At 72.5% G+C, this 15,281-nt stretch carries 12 protein-coding genes; 7 read left to right on the forward strand and 5 right to left on the reverse strand.

Annotated elements, in window-relative coordinates; translation table 11 throughout:
• Positions 1-24: 24 nt before the first annotated feature.
• Positions 25-1,014, reverse strand: coding sequence for a hypothetical protein (locus ACIQAK_RS27215; RefSeq protein WP_366392713.1), 990 nt, complete (start codon positions 1,012-1,014; stop codon positions 25-27).
• Positions 1,011-1,910 (reverse strand): phosphatase PAP2 family protein, encoded by a 900-nt coding sequence (locus ACIQAK_RS27220; RefSeq protein ID WP_366392712.1) that lies wholly within the window; start codon positions 1,908-1,910, stop codon positions 1,011-1,013. The genes ACIQAK_RS27215 and ACIQAK_RS27220 overlap by 4 nt, the downstream gene beginning before the upstream one ends.
• Positions 1,911-2,070: 160 nt before the next feature.
• Here ACIQAK_RS27220 and ACIQAK_RS27225 point away from each other — a divergent pair, with 160 nt between their 5' ends.
• The 6 genes from ACIQAK_RS27225 (at position 2,071) to ACIQAK_RS27250 (ending at position 6,987) form a co-directional block, all read left to right on the forward strand.
• Positions 2,071-2,700, forward strand: coding sequence for a TetR/AcrR family transcriptional regulator (locus ACIQAK_RS27225; protein ID WP_366392711.1), 630 nt, complete (start codon positions 2,071-2,073; stop codon positions 2,698-2,700).
• 245 nt (positions 2,701-2,945) lie between these two features.
• Positions 2,946-3,743, forward strand: a complete 798-nt coding sequence (locus tag ACIQAK_RS27230; RefSeq protein WP_366392710.1) for an SDR family oxidoreductase — start codon at positions 2,946-2,948, stop codon at positions 3,741-3,743.
• 64 nt (positions 3,744-3,807) lie between these two features.
• Positions 3,808-4,821 carry an SPFH domain-containing protein gene (locus tag ACIQAK_RS27235; protein ID WP_366392709.1) on the forward strand — a complete coding sequence of 338 codons (1,014 nt, stop codon included), beginning with the start codon at positions 3,808-3,810 and terminating at the stop codon, positions 4,819-4,821.
• Complete coding sequence (locus ACIQAK_RS27240) at positions 4,818-5,717, forward strand: hypothetical protein (protein WP_366392708.1); 900 nt, start codon at positions 4,818-4,820, stop codon at positions 5,715-5,717. Before ACIQAK_RS27235 ends, ACIQAK_RS27240 begins: the two co-directional genes overlap by 4 nt.
• An 89-nt stretch (positions 5,718-5,806) precedes the next feature.
• Positions 5,807-6,307, forward strand: coding sequence for an NUDIX domain-containing protein (locus ACIQAK_RS27245; RefSeq protein WP_366392707.1), 501 nt, complete (start codon positions 5,807-5,809; stop codon positions 6,305-6,307).
• Between the two features lie 188 nt (positions 6,308-6,495).
• On the forward strand, positions 6,496-6,987 hold the full coding sequence (locus ACIQAK_RS27250; RefSeq protein WP_366392706.1) for an ATP-binding protein: 492 nt from the start codon (positions 6,496-6,498) through the stop codon (positions 6,985-6,987).
• Positions 6,988-7,105: 118 nt separating this feature from the next.
• Here the strand turns inward: ACIQAK_RS27250 and ACIQAK_RS27255 are convergent, their stop codons facing one another.
• From ACIQAK_RS27255 to ACIQAK_RS27265, 3 genes are all read right to left on the reverse strand, one after another.
• Complete coding sequence (locus ACIQAK_RS27255; protein ID WP_401849182.1) at positions 7,106-8,281, reverse strand: spore photoproduct lyase family protein; 1,176 nt, start codon at positions 8,279-8,281, stop codon at positions 7,106-7,108.
• Positions 8,282-8,331: 50 nt separating this feature from the next.
• The gene (locus ACIQAK_RS27260) at positions 8,332-9,843 is read right to left on the reverse strand and encodes a cryptochrome/photolyase family protein (RefSeq protein ID WP_366392705.1); all 1,512 of its coding nucleotides are present in this window, start codon (positions 9,841-9,843) and stop codon (positions 8,332-8,334) included.
• A 257-nt stretch (positions 9,844-10,100) separates the two neighbouring features.
• Positions 10,101-11,591: a hypothetical protein gene (locus ACIQAK_RS27265; RefSeq protein WP_366392704.1), complete on the reverse strand. Its 1,491-nt coding sequence runs from the start codon at positions 11,589-11,591 to the stop codon at positions 10,101-10,103.
• A 277-nt stretch (positions 11,592-11,868) separates the two neighbouring features.
• Between ACIQAK_RS27265 and ACIQAK_RS27270 the strand changes: the two genes are divergently transcribed.
• Positions 11,869-15,276 carry a hypothetical protein gene (locus ACIQAK_RS27270; protein WP_366392703.1) on the forward strand — a complete coding sequence of 1,136 codons (3,408 nt, stop codon included), beginning with the start codon at positions 11,869-11,871 and terminating at the stop codon, positions 15,274-15,276.
• Positions 15,277-15,281 lie beyond the last annotated feature (5 nt).

Consider the following 15,281-nt stretch of genomic DNA (forward strand, 5'->3'; position numbering starts at 1 on the left):
TGGATAGCCGACCTGCGGGAGGGGTCAGCCGCCCGTCCGTACGGTGACGGGCTCCGCGCCGAGCGGCGCACCGTCCGCGAGCCGCGGGCTGCCGATGACGACCCGGGAGGCGACCGGGTCCATCGGGACGACGCTCCCGACCGCGCCACCCGGGTCCGTGCCGCGCGCCCGGTCCCCGCCGTCCGTGCTCTGCGCCTGGGCCCGGCTGAGCAGGATCACCCCGCGGACGGCGGCCGCCGTACCGAGCAGCGCCGGGACCAGACCGACCGGCCCGCCCTGAAGGCGTTCGCCGAGGAGGGCCAGGCCGATCGCGGCGGCGGCGACCGGGTTGGCGAGGGTGACGACGGCGAGCGGAGCGCCGAGGCCGCCCCGGTAGGCGGTCTGGGACAGCAGCAGGCCGCCCAGGGCGAGGGCGGAGACGAGCAGCGCCACCGTCACCAGCCGCCAGCTGAACAGCGGGCCGCCGGAGTGGTCGGTGACGGCGACCGTGAGGGTCTGGGTGAGCGCGGAGGCGACTCCGGAGGTGATCCCGGAGGCCGCCGCGTGCCGCAGCCCCGGGCGGGCTCCCGGGCGGCTGAGCCCGGCGACGACCGCCATCGTGGCCGCCCCGACACCGAGGGCCTCGGGAAGGGTGAGGGTCTCGTGCGGGGCGGAGCCGCCCGCGGTCAGCAGCAGGGCGCCGAGGCCGAGCAGCGTGAGGGCCGTGCCCCGCCACTCGGCGCGCCCGACCCGGCGGCCCGCGGCGCGCGCCCCGAGCGGGACGGCCGCGACGAGGGTGAGCGCGCCGAGCGGCTGGACCAGGGTGAGCGGGCCGTAGTTGAGCGCGGCGACGTGGAGCAGCGCTCCCCCGGCGTTGAGGCCGACCGCCGACCACCAGGCGCCCCGGCCGAGCAGCCGCAGGACTCCGGTGGCGGGCTCGGTGCGTCCGGCCAGCCGGGACTGGGCCACGGCTGCCGCCGCGTAGGCGCCCGCGGAGACGAGGGAGAGCGCGACGGCGATCAGCGTGGCGTTCATCGGACGGCTCCCGTTCCGGCGGGGGTGCGGGCCGGGGGCGCGGTGGCGGCGGCGCACGAGTCCATCGCCGCGTGCGCATCCGGGACGGCGTACGCCGGTACGCGCGCGCTCCCGCCGAGCACCGCCCCGGCACCGGCCGCCCACGGCAGGTGCGCCGGCACGTTCCGGGCCGGGCGCGGCAGCCGCAGCGCGGCGAGCGCCACCGCCAGCAGCGCCACGACGACGATCGCGTCGAGCCAGTAGTGGTTGGCGGTGCCCACGACGACGAGCAGCGTGATCGCCGGGTGCAGCAGCCAGAGCCGGCGCCACCGGGAACGGGTGGCGACGATCAGGCCGACGGCGACCATCACGGCCCAGCCGACGTGCAGCGAGGGCATCGCGGCGAACTGGTTCGCCATCGTGTCGGTCGCGGGCCTCGCCCCGTACACCGTCGGCCCGTAGACCTGGCCGGTGTCGACGAGCTCTGCGGCCGGGAGCATCCGGGGCGGGGCGAGCGGAAGGAGCAGGTGGAGCGCGAGAGCGGCCCCGGTGAGCACGGCGAGGATGCGGCGCGACCAGAGGTAGTGGAGCGGGCGGCGCCAGTAGAGCCAGACCAGGAAGAGAACCGTGGCGGGGAAGTGCACGGTGGCGTAGTAGGTGTTCGCCGCGTGGATCAGTGTCCGGCTGTGCAGCAGCAGACCCTGGACGGCACCCTCGCCCGGGAGGTGCAGGGCGCGTTCGAGGTCCCAGACGTTCCCGGCGTTGCGGAACGCCTCCTCGACATGGCCGTCGGCCGCCCGGCGGCCGAACTTGTAGGCCAGGAAGAGTCCGGCCACGAGAAGGAACTCGCGGACGAGGGGCGGTCGGGCACGTATGTCCGGCTCCTGGTCCGTGGGCTCGGTGCGGGCGTACGTCACCCGGTGCCCCCTTGGATGCGAAGCGGTGTCAGGACGGCATGGCGAACCCGTGCCGAATCGATACGCCAGTGTACCGATACGTTGGCGTATCGGTACACACGCGTATAGGTACACTGGCGTATCGAGAACCTCGCCCCACCGCCGCAGGAGGGACAAGTCCATGCCGTCGCCCGATTCCGTACAGGAGTCAGCCCTCGCTTCCCGCCGGTCGAAGATCACGCCGGAACGGGCGCAGGAGCTCTACACGGCGGTGCTGGATCTGCTGCGGGAGAGCGGATACGAGTCGCTGACCATGGAGGGCGTCGCCGCCCGCACCCGCTGCGGCAAGTCGACGCTGTACCGGCAGTGGGGCTCCAAGCCGGAACTGGTCGTCGCCGCGCTGCACGGAACCCGGCGGATGCGGCTGCCGGACATCGACACCGGGACGCTCGCCGGGGACCTCCTGGAGGCGGCCCGGACGGTCGGCGATGCGTCGGGGCGCGACACCCCGCTCATGCACGCGCTCAGCCACGCGGCGCTCCAGAGCCCCGAGCTGCTCCGCGCCCTGCGGGAGGCGCTGATCGTGCCGGAGATCGCGGCGATCGACGCGATGGTCCGGCGGGCGCAGCAGCGCGGCGAGATCGCGGCGGACCTGCCGGGCGCGGAGTACGTGGCGGCCCAGCTGCTCGGAGTGATGCGGGCCCGCCCCCTGCTGGAGGGCCGGTACGCGGACGCGGCGTATCTCAGCAGGTTCGTCGAGAAGGCGATCCTGCCCGGACTCGGGCTCACGGCGGGCGCGCCGGAGTCCTGACAGCCATGGACTCCGGCACATCGGAGTCCTGACAGACGGGGACCGTCCGTCCCAGCGGAGGGGGACGGTCCACCCGGCGCCGCGCCGTGGGGACGGGGGCGGCGCACCGCCCGGGCGGCCGGTGACCTCTTCGGGGCTCACCGGCCGCCCGTGTTCCCGGGGCACCGGCGCCCCCCATCGCGTCTAACAAACGATTGGTAGATTCCGCGCACGCGCATCGAAGCGCCACCGGCGAGGGGCGGGCCATGGAGCTGGGCAATCCGATCGACTTCGGCGGGCGGGCGGCGATCGTCACCGGCGGCACCCAGGGCCTCGGCGCCGTCATCGCGGAGGTGTTCCTGGCGGCGGGCGCGGAGGTCATGGTCTGCGGCCGCACCGAGCCTGCCACGCTGCCGTCGTCGGGCGGACGGCACGCCGTCTTCCACCGCGCGGACGTCCGGGACCCGGCAGCCGCGGCCCGGCTGGTGGCGGCGACGGCCGAGCGGTTCGGCCGGCTCGACATCCTCGTCAACAACGCGGGCGGCTCCCCCGACGCCGACGCGGCCACCGTCTCCCCCCGCTTCGTCGAGAAGGTCGTCGCCCTCAATCTCCTCGCCCCCTTCTACGTGGCGCAGGCCGCCAACCTGGTCATGCGGGAGCAGCCTGAGGGCGGGCGCGTGATCAACATCGGCAGCGTCTCGGCCCACGACCCGCAGCCGGGCACCGCCGCCTACTCGGCGGCGAAGGCGGGGCTGCTCGGCCTCACCTGGGCCCTGGCCCTGGAATGGGCGCCGAAGGTCCGGGTGAACCACATCACCGCAGGGCTCGTCCGCACCGCGAGCGCCACCGAGCTCTACGGCAAGGACGACGGCGCCACGGTGGCGGGCGTCGTCCCGATGGGGCGGCTGGCGGTCCCGGCGGACGTGGCCCACGCCTGCCTCTGGCTCACCGGGCCGCACGCCTCGTACGTCAACGGAGCCGACCTGGCCGTGCACGGCGGCGGCGAGATCCCGGCCAGGGTTCTGGCCCGAGGAACCAACGAACCCCCCTTCTCGTCACCTTGACCATATAGCCGACACCCCTTATCGTCTCAGTGACGAGATCGAGTTCATGTCCGAGGGGGTCCCCATGGCCGACATCACCCGGCGGTTCGGCTGGCGCCATCTGCGCTCCGCGCCCACCGCCCACATCCGCCACCACAAGCGCGGCCGGCTCGCCCACGACGGGCGGGGGCTCAGCTTCTGGTACCGGTCGCTGTCGGCGGCGCTCTCCGAGGTGCCGGTGGACGACCGGGAGCTGGCCATGGCGTTCCACGCCCGTACGGCGGACTTCCAGGACGTCACCGTGCAGGCCACCGTCACCTACCGGGTCAGCGACCCGGCCCTGGCGGCCGACCGGCTGGACTTCTCCGTGGACCCGGACACCGGGAGCTGGCGCGGCGCACCGCTGGAGCAGATCGCCACCCTGCTCACCGAGACCGCGCAGCAGCACACGCTGGACGTCCTGGCCCGCACCCCGCTGGCGCAGGCCCTGGTGGACGGGGTCGCTTCCGTACGTGAACGGGTCGCCACGGGTCTCGCCGCCGAGCCGAGGCTCCCCGCCACCGGGATCGACGTGGTGGCCGTGCGCGTCGTCGCGATCCGCCCCGAGGCCGAGGTCGAGCGCGCCCTGCGCACCCCGGCGCGCGAGCAGATCCAGCAGGAGGCGGACCGGGCCACCTACGAACGGCGGGCGGTGGCCGTCGAGCGGGAGCGCGCCATCGCCGAGAACGAGCTGGCCAGCCAGATCGAACTGGCCAGGCGCGAGGAGCAGCTGGTCGACCAGCGCGGCACCAACGCCCGCCGGGAGGCCGAGGAGAAGGCGGCGGCCGACGGCGTACGGACCGAGGCGGAGGCGTCCCGCAAGGTGCGCCTGGCCCGGGCGGACGCCGAGGCGGCACGCGAGACGGGCTCGGCGCGCGCCGAGGCCCAGGCCGCCTGGCTGCGGGTGCACGGCGAGGTCGATCCGGCCACGCTGCACGCCCTGGCGGCGACCCGGCTCGCGGAGAACGTGCCGCGCATCGAGAGCCTCACCCTCTCCCCCGACGTCCTCACCGGGCTCCTCGCCAAGCTCGGCCGCGCGGAAGGCGGGGCGGGAGCGTGAGCCTCGCGCCCCGAGCCGTCCTCGTCCACCGCCGGACCGAGTACGAGGAGCTGCTCGCCCGCCACGGTACGCACGGGCAGGCCGCGTTCTTCCTGTCCAGCCGGGGCCGCTCGATCGAGGAGGTGGCCCGGCGCCACCGACGTACCCAGGAGGCCCTGCGGGACGTGGCGGCGGCCGTGCCGCTCACCTGGCGCAGCTCCCGGGTGGAGCGCGCGGACCTGGACCGGTTCCTGTTCGCGCCGCAGGACGTGGTGGTCGTGGTCGGGCAGGACGGGCTGGTCGCCAACGTGGCCAAGTACCTGTCCGGCCAGCCGGTGGTGGGCATCGACACCGACCCCGGGCGCAACCCCGGCGTCCTGGTCCGCCACCGCCGCACCGACGCGGCCGCCCTGCTGCGCGCCGCGACGGGTGCCGGGCACGGGGTGGAGGCGCTGACGATGGTCGAGGCGGTCGCCGACGACACCCAGCGGCTGCTCGCGCTCAACGAGATCTACCTGGGTCCGCCCGGCCACCAGACGGCCCGCTACCGCCTGGGCCCCGACGGCGCCGGGGCCCGGGGCGAGGCCCAGGCCTCCTCCGGGGTCCTCGTCGGCACGGGGACGGGCGCCACCGGCTGGCTGCGCTCCCTGTGGCTGGAGCGTGGCAGCTCCGTGCCGCTGCCCGCGCCGTGCGACCCCCGGCTGCTCTGGTTCGTCCGCGAGGCGTGGCCCTCCCCGGCAACCAGCACATCGCTGGTCGCCGGCGAACTGGACCGGGGCCAGGGGCTGCGCCTGACCGTGGAATCGGACCGGATGGTGGTCTTCGGGGACGGCATGGAGTCGGACGCCCTGGAGCTGACCTGGGGTCAGAGCGTACGGCTGGGCATCTCGGCGACGGCGCTGCGTCTGGTCGTCTGAGCGGACCGGCCCGGGCGAGTTCCGACGATGTCGTTACGGTGTGTCCCGTACCGGTCCAGAGAAGCCCCGGAGAGCGGAGACCCAGCACCATGACCACCGATTCCCTCACCGGCCCCGCCCGCAACACACGCCCGCCCACGGCACAGGCGGCCCTCGGGGTCGGCGTGATCGTCGAGGACGGGCAGGGGCGGGTGCTCCTGGGCAGGCACCACAGCGGTACGTGGGAGCTGCCCGGCGGCAAGGTCGACCCGACGCACGAGTCGGTCGCGGCGGCTGCCGCGCGTGAGCTGCGCGAGGAGACCGGTCTCGGCGTGGAGGAGAGCGCGGTGGACGTCTTCGCCATGCTGCACGACGTGATCGGCGGGATCAACCGGATCAGCATGGCGGCTCTCGTCCGCCTGGGTGCCGGGGTCCCCGAAGTCACCGAGCCGCATCTGATCAGCGCCTGGCGGTGGACCGCCCCCCAGGAGCTGCCCACGCCGCTGTTCGACCCGTCGGCGCAGATTCTGGCCGCCTGGCGCCCGGACCTCGGCCTCACCCCTCCGCCCGCCCACCTGCTGCGGATCGCCGCTGACGGGGGCCGGGGCTGACGGGGGCCGGGGCTGACGAGGGCCGGGGCTGACGCGGCCCCTTCGGTCCCACCCCTCGGAGCAGCCGCTCCCCCGAGGCGGCGCCACTCGGAAATACCTGCACGCACCCTGGCCTGAAACGTGTGGGTGGGGGTAGGCGGGTGGTGCGACAGCTGCGCGCGCAGCTGATCTGAACGGGGGAATGGGTCATGGAACAGCTACTGACGTCCGGCGAGACCGAACAGGGCGGGCAGGAGCCCGGCACGGCCACCGTGAAGGACAGCGCCGCGTACGTCATGGACTCGGGCGAGATCGCCCGGACCCGGGCCTTCGTCCGGGAGTTCCTCACCGACGCCCGGTCGACGCACGGTCTGCACGTGTCCGCGCGGGCGATGGACGTCGCCCAGCTGGTGGTGAGCGAGCTGGCCACGAACGTCTGCAAGTACGCGCCGGGGCCGTGCCTGCTCGACCTCGAAGCGGGCGACGACATGCTGGGGATCACCATGTGGGACTCGGGCTCCGTGCTTCCCGCCGCCGCCCAGGCCGACCCCACCCGCGCCGGTCAGCACGGTCTGGAGATCGTCCTCATGGTCTGCCAGAGCTTCGAGGTGCGCCGCGAGCCGGTGGGCAAGCGCGTACGCGTGCGGATCTCGCTGCTCGACGACCCGCAGGGCGATCCGGCCGGCCACGCGTCCTGGTAGCGCCCGGCTGAGGCGCCCAAACCGGCACCCGCCTGTTCCGGCGGACCACCCCGCCCCCGTCCCGTTGATACACCCGTCCCCTTACGACACGCCTGTCACGTAAGACACACCCGTCACGTCAGAAGGCGTACCTGACGCGCAGCCACGGCGCGTGCGTGGAGATCAGTTGCCGCATCCGCGTCAGCGACTGCCGCTTGATCTCCTGGGCGTAGCGGACGTTGATGGCCCCGTTCTGCGAGCGCTTCGTCTCTTGGGCGTCCGGCTGCCACAGGACCTCCTCGGCGCGAGGGTGCCAGCCCAGATTGACCTCGTGGAGCTCCCGGTTGTGGGTCAGCATGATGATCTCCGCCGCCGCCTGTTCCTTCACCCGGTCGGGCAGGACGTCGTCGAGGTGGATCAGCAGGTCGGTCCAGTCCCGCTGCCACCCCGGGCGCAGGACGACGGGCGAGAAGTTGAGGTGGACCTCGTAGCCGGCGTCGAGGAAGTCGGCCGCGGCGGCGATCCGCTCGGCGATGGGGCTGGTACGGATGTCCAGCAGTTTGGCGTCCTCGGGCGGCATGAGGGAGAACCGCACCCGGGTACGCCCCTGAGGGTCGAGCGTGAGCAGATCCGGGTTGACGAACTTGGTTGCGAAGGAGGCCTTCGCCGTCGGCAGGGACCGGAACGCGGCGACGAGATCCGCCGTGTTGTCACAGACCAGGGCGTCGACGGAGCAGTCGCCGTTCTCACCGATGTCGTAGACCCAGGCCCGGGGATCGCACTGGTTGGGTTCCGTCTTGGGGCCCTGGGCCCGTACGTGGCGCCGGACATGGGCCACGATCGCCTCGATGTTGGTGAACAGCGTGATGGGGTTGGCGTAGCCCTTGCGACGGGGGACGTAGCAGTAGGCGCAGGCCATCGCACATCCGTTGGACGGTCCCGGGGCGATCCAGTCGGCCGACCTGCCGTTGTGGCGCGTCCGCAGCGTCTGCTTCACCCCGAGGACCAGCGTTCCCGACTTGATCCGGACCCACCGGGCGATGTTGCCGTCGTTGCCGTGGAGTGACGGGATCCCCCAGTGGCTCGCGATCTCCGTCACGGGCACTCCGGGAAGGCGGGCCATGATCTGCCGGCCGCGCGGGGAGTCGAGCGCCGCCGGCTCCGCGTAGACCTCCCGCACGTCGAGCATCCGGCGGGCGGCCGGGCCGTCCCGGAACGCCGGGTGCGGCCCCGGCTCCTGTGCGGGGTCCGACCAGTCGAAGAGCACCTGCTGCTCGGGCTCTTCCGGGGCGGAGTCCGCCGGGGGCTGGTCCACGTACCTCTCCTCATCCGCGCCTCGCGGGCACTCGCACCGGCCGTAGGACGTCAGTCGCGGCGCTCCCGCTCCTGCTCCAGCAGCGCGTCGAGATCGCGGAGCCGGTCCAGGCCTCGCACCGCCTGCGTCATCCGCGCGTTGTGTTCGAACCGGTCGCGGTGGCGGTGCAGCAGGTTCCAGTATCCGGCGGTGAAGGGGCAGGCGTCGTCACCGACCCGCACGGACGGTCTGTACCGGCAGGGGCCGCAGTGGTCGCTCATCCGGTCGATGTAGGCGCCCCCGGAGGTGTAGGGCTTGGTGGTCATGCGGCCCCCGTCGGCGTACTGCGACATGCCCACCACGTTCGGGACCATGACCCAGTCGTAGCCGTCGACGAAGCTGCGGTGGAACCAGTCGGTGACGGCCCGGGGGTCCCACCCCCGCTGGAGGGCGAAGCTGCCCAGGATCATCAGGCGGGGGATGTGGTGGGTCCAGCCGGTCGTCCTGACCTGTTCCACGACGTGGGAGAGGCAGTTCGCCTCGGTGCCGTCCGGGGACAGCTCCCAGAACCAGTCGGGCAGCGGCTCGTGGTGGCTCAGGGCGTTGCTCGCGCGGTACCGGGTGCCGAAGTGCCAGTAGAGGTGCCAGACGAACTCGCGCCATCCGGCGATCTGCCGCACGAACCCCTCGGCGCTGTTGAGCGGGACGTCGCCCGAGCGCCAACGGACCTCCGCCCGCTCGACGCACTCGGCGGGGTCCAGCAGCCCGAGATTGAGGGAGGAGGAGAGCAGGCTGTGGCTCATCGTCGCGTCCCCGGAGAGCATCGCGTCCTCGTGCGCGCCGAACGTGAGCAGCCGGTGGTCCATGAAGCGGCGCAGCGCGGCGAGTGCCTCCCGGCGCGTGGCCGGGAACCCGCGCGGCCCGTCGTCGCCGACGAACCGCACGTCCCCCTCGCGCGCCCAGCGGTCGAGGTCGGACCGCACCTCGTCGTCGATGTCGTCCTCGCGGGGGCGGTAGGGCGCCGGTACGCCCAGGTCGGTGACGCCGCGCGGCGGGGGTTGCCGGTTGTCGTGGTCGAGGTTCCAGCGGCCGTCCACGGGGCGGTCGCCGTCCATCAGCAGGTCGTGCGTCTGGCGGACCCATCGGTAGAAGTCCTCCTGGCGGAGGCCTTTCGTGCCGCGGTCGTCCGCCCAGGTCCTGAACTCGTCGTGGGTCACGAGGAAGCCGCGCGCCGGCAGGACGCGCACCGAGGGCAGCGCGCCCACGAAGGCGCGGGCCGCGTGGGACGTGGGATGGTGCACGGTCACCTCGGCCTCCCCCACCGCCTCGCGCAGCCCCTGGCGGTAGGTGTCCGCCTTGACGTACCGCACGCGGTCACCGAGCTCGGCGGCCCGGTGGCGCATCGCCGAGAGGATCAGGTGCGCCTTGGCACGGTGGAAGCGTCGCCGCCGGAAGACGCTCCTCGCCTCGATCATCAGCAACGGCGCGTCCCGGTGCGGCCCGCCCCGGGCCGGGTCGACGAAATGGGGGCCGAGCTGGTCGCCGAACAGCCAGTGGTGGGTGCCTGACTCTTTCCCGGTCATGCCGAGCGCTCCTTGACGACCTGGTGCCCGGCCGGCTCCATGCGCGGCACGGCACGATGCGTCCACCGATCAAAGCGCACGACGGGACGCGCGGCGCCCGCCACACGCCGACGCCGGTGAGAAGGGTTGGCCGAGCGTTGCCAGGAACGGGTGAGGGCCGGTCTCGGATCTTTCCGGGACCATCCTCCGCCGGCCCGGTGGCTCGTCGGCGGGGCGGGAGCGTCGACCGGGGGCCGGCGGCAAGCACGATGGGGGGTTCAGCCGTGCACGTCCCGGCAGCGTTCGTCGTAGGCGCCGGGGTGGCAGAAGATGCCCACCACGGAGCGGCCGATGGTGAGGCCGACGGCGTTGTAGGGCTCCCGGGTGACCGTGACCGGGGCGCCCGGGGTGTGGCGGTCGTCGGCCATGTTGGAGGAGCTCACCTTGCCCTCTAGTGCGCCCTCGGCCCCCTCTCGCAGGGTGCCGGTGACGAGCCCGCCCCAGGTGGAGGTTTTCGCGTCGTCACAGGGCGGAGCATCGGTGGCGCAGTCGCGCATGGTGCGGAAGCGGTAGGTGAACTCGCCCCGCACGGAGATCTTCAGGGTGGCCTGGGCCCAGCTCCAGGTGCCCGAGACCGCTCGTAGTCCCTCACCGCTGGTGGGGAGCGGCTTCGGTGTGTGACCGCGCGGAGTGCCGAGCCACACCCGGGTGCGGGCGGGTGGGCGGCCGTCCGTCGCCGGGTCGGTGCCGAAGGCGAGCAGCGCGCTGTCGTACTCCGCTGCCGCGTCCACCTGCACCGACTGCCGGAAGCCGTCCTTTCCGCTGTCGGCCATGGTCCAGCGGCGGCCATCCGACGAGGACCACAGCGCGCCGGTGGCCCTGGTGGCGGACTGCTCCGATCCCAAGGCCAGGTAGCCGCCCGGCACCGTGACGATCTGCCTGATCCGCGCACCGCTCGTGGGTGCCGCGGTGCCCGCGCGCGGGGCCAGCGGTTCGGACGGGTTCGGCCTTCGCCGCCAGGTGTGGCCGTCGGAGCTGCTCAGGGTGAAGGTGCCGGACGTACCCCACGGGTCCCGGCACCGCGCCCAGACGGTGAAGCCGTCCGCGTCGGCGAGCGCGCCGACCTCGGGCGGTTGGTCCGGCCACTGGGGGCAGGCGACCTCATGGGGTGCGCCGAACGCGCCGGTCCCCGTAGCGGACCAGATACGCAGGGCGTGCCCCCTCTTCTGGTCGGTCCCCGCCTCGAACGGCCCGCCGTCGTGGCCCACCACGAATGAGCCGCGAGGTCCCTGAGCGGCGGCCAGCACCACGTCCGAGGAGTCTCCCGCAGCAAGGAGCTCTGTCTTCGCCCATCGGCCTCGGCCCCGATAGCGCATGACTGCCGGAACATCCTCGCCGTCCTGGAAGAGGTGGCCGCCGGCGATCACCTCACCGCCGTGACCGGCGAGGACGTCCACCGACATCTGCTCGGCCGAGGGGCGGGACGGCTGCCAGGAGATTCCGTCCTCGGAGCGGTACAGCTCCGAGCTGCCGCCCTGTGTCCGGGCCGCGAGCAGGAAACCGTCCTTCGATGCCACGAGCGACCGGGCCGACAGCCCGAAGAAATCGGACGGCAGTTCGGTGATCGGAATCTGACGCCACTGCGCGGCGGAGGCATCCGGCGCGGGCCGGTCGTCGCTGTCTCCCCCCTGGCAGGCGGCCAGCACCATCCCGGCGCCGACCAGGCACAGCAATCTCCTCAGACGTCGGCGTGGAGTCAGGAAGGCCACTGCTCTCCTTCGATCGCGTGTCGCCCATGCCGGGACAGAATGGCAGAGCTTCGACGCCTCTGTGACACGTACGTGCAGATGACGAGGACTTCGCATCGGCTCGCGGGTGATCACGAATTGCGACTCCTGTTCCTGGTGATTCTGCTGTTGCGCTTGTTACCTGAATTCACCTATCACTTGGCAACTGCCTGCCATTTCTCAGCCATTTCGACCGCCCCGGGCCCGCGGTGCTGCCACGATGACCTCCCACCTGAACGTGCAGTCATGGAAGGCAGTTGTGGCCGAAGAACACCTGCTCCCTCATACGGTCCGCGAACTGTTGCACCGCCTGCCGGCCGGAACCGACGAATGGGATCTCTTTCCCCGACTCACCGGTAGGGAACAGCCGTTGTGGGAGCTCCTCACCGGCTGCATCGCCGAGGACGACGTCGAGACACTGCGGCGTCTGATGGCCGGCCGCACGCCGATGCACGACGTACTCGACGAGGCACCCGGCTATGCCGCGCTGCACGATCCCGTGGACGCTCCGTTCGTGCACGGCGAGTCGGCGCCCGGGCGCGCGTTACGCGCCTACGCGGCCCTCGGGCTCGCCCTCGCCGGGGCTGCCGACGAAGCCGAGGAGCACCTGCGGACGGGCAGGTCCTGGCTGTCGCACAGCGCTGCCGCGACGCGGCAGGTCGCCTCGGCCCAGGGCGAGTGGAGCGCGCCGACCGGCTCCCGGCACGGTGCTCGACTGGCCGGGCTGCTCGCAGCCGACGACATCCCCGCCGAGATCCGCGCACACCTCTCCCTCGCCCTGCTGGCACTGGACGGAGGACTACCCAGGCCCGTACGCGGGCCGGAGGTCACGGTACTGGCCGAGCGTGGCGGCACCGGTGCGGACTTCCGGCTCCGACTGGACCTGGTGCGCGGGCTGCCCTCGGGACTGCTGCCGGATCCGCGCACCATGTCGGCCTTCTTCGGTGATCAGGGTTTCCGTGGATCCCTCGAGGACGCGTGGCAGACCTCGCGTCCCGCGAAACTCCGCGGTGCGGTGCTCTGGTCGCTGAGGAACGCCGACGGCCCCGTCGACCACGTGAGTGACTCCTCCTTCGGCGCGGCCTTCGCGGTGCTGCTCACCGAACTGGGCAGGACGCGGGGCAGTTGGGCCGGACGGCTGCGCATAAGCAGGATCAACCCCGATACGTCCGTCATCGGGGCGGTGAGCGCCGCGAATCCCCGCGTCATCGAGTCCGTGACCGGCTACGAGAGCAAGTTGCGCGTGGTGAGGCAAGGCCACCGGGTCGTGGTGCCCGAACGCGACGAGGAGAGGGCCCGGCGGTGCCGCAGCGAAGCCACCGTCGTCGGCGCGGTCACCGTGGAGGAGGCCGCCAAGGAGGCGCGACGTCTCGACCTCCGTGCGGTGTCCCGGCTGGGGGTCGGCGTACTGGCGACGCTGCTCGCCGGCTCCCTCGTGGCGTGGGGCCTGGCCAGTGACGAGAGCGAGCGGAACAACCGCCGTGCCGTGGCAGCCGAACTCGCCGCGCGGGCGATCCAGCTCAAAAGCAGCGAACCCCGCACGGCCGGCCTGCTCGCCCTCGCCGGATACGACATCGATCCGGAGAACGACGAGGCCAAGGCCGCCATCCAGGAGGTCCTGGACAGCAATCGCAACACGGTACGCAGTTGGGTCGCCGACCGCACCCGGGTCGACGTCCTCGCCGTCGACGACGGACATCGCGCCTACACCTCGGGCGTCGACGACGCGATCCGGGTGTGGGACACCCGGTCGGGGCGCGAGCTGGCCGAGGTGAAGGGCCGCGCGGCCGGTCTCGTCCGCAGTGTCGAGTCGGGGTTCCTCGCCGCACACGACGGCAGGGACATCAGGCTGTTCAACGCATCGGGTGACAAGCCGCAGGCGCTGGGTGAGGTGAAGGCACCGTCCTGCACCGGGCAGTACAGCGAGATCGTGGGGTGGGACTTCACGTCGAACGGCTCCTTGCTCACCACCGTGTGGGACGGGGGTGCCGTGGCCACCATCGACCCCGTCAGTCGCACGGTGACCGAGTGCGTGCAACTGCGCGACATCGCGGGAAAGAAGCTCCTCGACCAACTGTCCGCGCGCCGGATAGCGATCAACGCCGACGTCGTTTCCGGCTACTCCGGTCCGGGTGGCGGCGCCGACCAGGCCGTCCTCCTGCTCACCACGAACGACGTGGTCGCCGTGGACCTCCGGACGAAGAAGGTCTCGCTCCTGGTCCCCGCCGGCGAGGTCCCCGGCAACGCGTCACTGGTCCGCGCCGCCGGGGATCTCGTCACGCTGGCCACGGGCGGCGGCGTCCTGGCCTGGAACCGGGACACGCGCAGCAGGATCGCCTATCCGCTCGGCGCACTGGCCACCCGGCCCGAAGCCATGGAGCAGTACGGTGACGACGTCGTGGTCGCCGGGAGGAGCGGCACCGCGGTGATCCCCGTGCAGCCAGGCATCGACAGCGTTTCCGAGCCGCTCTCCGTGCCCAGTGGCGGACGTTCCGTTGCCGCGGTCCAGGCGGAGGACGGGACGGTCGTGGCCGCCGGCGACGCCCGCGTCACCGTGCTCGGCAACCATCCGGTACAGCGCACCCTTCCGTCCGGGGACCCGTCCACGGGTGCGGTCTTCGGTCCCGGTCACACGCTCCTGCTTACCGACTACAGGACGAACAGCTCGTACGGCGTCTACTCGATCGACCTCGACTCGGAGCCCGACCCGGCCGGTGCCGCGCCACCCTCGTACGAACCCGTGACGGACTACCCGGCCTCGTCCGCCTACATCAACGACCTGGCGATATCGGACAAGTTCGTGGCAGCCGCCGGGCAGACCCGCGGCTTCACCGCGGTGACGGTGTGGAAGCGGGACGGCACCTATCAGCAGGAACTCCTCATGTCCCCCGTGGAGGACCGCAAGCGAAAGGCGGAGGACCGCATCGCGGGCCAGGTCGCGTTCGTGCCCGGAGCCCGGCTGCTGGTGGCGCGGAACGCGCTGGGAGACGTCGGCTTCTGGTCGACCAGAAGCTGGGACCTCCTGGGCACGATGCCGCTGCGATCCGACTCCACGGCCATGGCCATCCACGGCACGACCGGCATCTTCACCGAGGAGGGAAAGGAGAAGACACGGTTGGTCATGGTGGACCTCGTCACCCGCAAAAGGCTGCGCACGGTCGCCGCGCCCCACGTCGCACGACTGTCGGTGTCGAAGGACGGGTCGAAACTCGTCGCCCTCGACTGGACCAGAAGCACCGTCAGCGTGCTGGACGGCCGGAAGCTGACCCCGCGAGGCAAGCCCCTGCGCCTGCCCCCGGGGGACTTGGCCCGCGATGTCGCGATCTCGCCCGACGGCAGGCAGGTGGCGTCGGCCATGGGGGATCACGTCCTCGTCCACAGTCTTGAGAACGGGCAGCAGGCGATGCCGCCGCTGCGTGACACCGGCGGCAACACCGTGGTGCAGGTGAACTGGTCACCGGATGGCGCGTATCTCACCGGAAGCACCCTGCCGCCCGAGCGGGAGCACCGGCAACCGGGCCCCGTCAACATCTGGAAGCTGACCGAGGGTTCGCTCAAGCGGCAGATGTGCGACTGGGCCGAGGGCGGGCTGTCGCCCGACCAGTGGAAGGAGCACGTGGACGAGTCCGTGGCGTACATCGACCTGTGCGGGGACGTGACGAGATGAACCGG

Source organism: Streptomyces sp. NPDC088706, from assembly GCF_044752765.1.
Lineage (GTDB): Bacteria > Actinomycetota > Actinomycetes > Streptomycetales > Streptomycetaceae > Streptomyces.

Coding starts and splice junctions, on each gene's coding strand:
- ACIQAK_RS27215 (WP_366392713.1), bottom strand. CDS start 1,014: ATGAACGCCACGCTGATCGCCGTCGCGCTCTCCCTCGTCTCCGCGGGC.
- ACIQAK_RS27225 (WP_366392711.1), top strand. CDS start 2,071: ATGCCGTCGCCCGATTCCGTACAGGAGTCAGCCCTCGCTTCCCGCCGG.
- ACIQAK_RS27230 (WP_366392710.1), top strand. CDS start 2,946: ATGGAGCTGGGCAATCCGATCGACTTCGGCGGGCGGGCGGCGATCGTC.
- ACIQAK_RS27235 (WP_366392709.1), top strand. CDS start 3,808: ATGGCCGACATCACCCGGCGGTTCGGCTGGCGCCATCTGCGCTCCGCG.
- ACIQAK_RS27245 (WP_366392707.1), top strand. CDS start 5,807: ATGACCACCGATTCCCTCACCGGCCCCGCCCGCAACACACGCCCGCCC.
- ACIQAK_RS27250 (WP_366392706.1), top strand. CDS start 6,496: ATGGAACAGCTACTGACGTCCGGCGAGACCGAACAGGGCGGGCAGGAG.
- ACIQAK_RS27260 (WP_366392705.1), bottom strand. CDS start 9,843: ATGACCGGGAAAGAGTCAGGCACCCACCACTGGCTGTTCGGCGACCAG.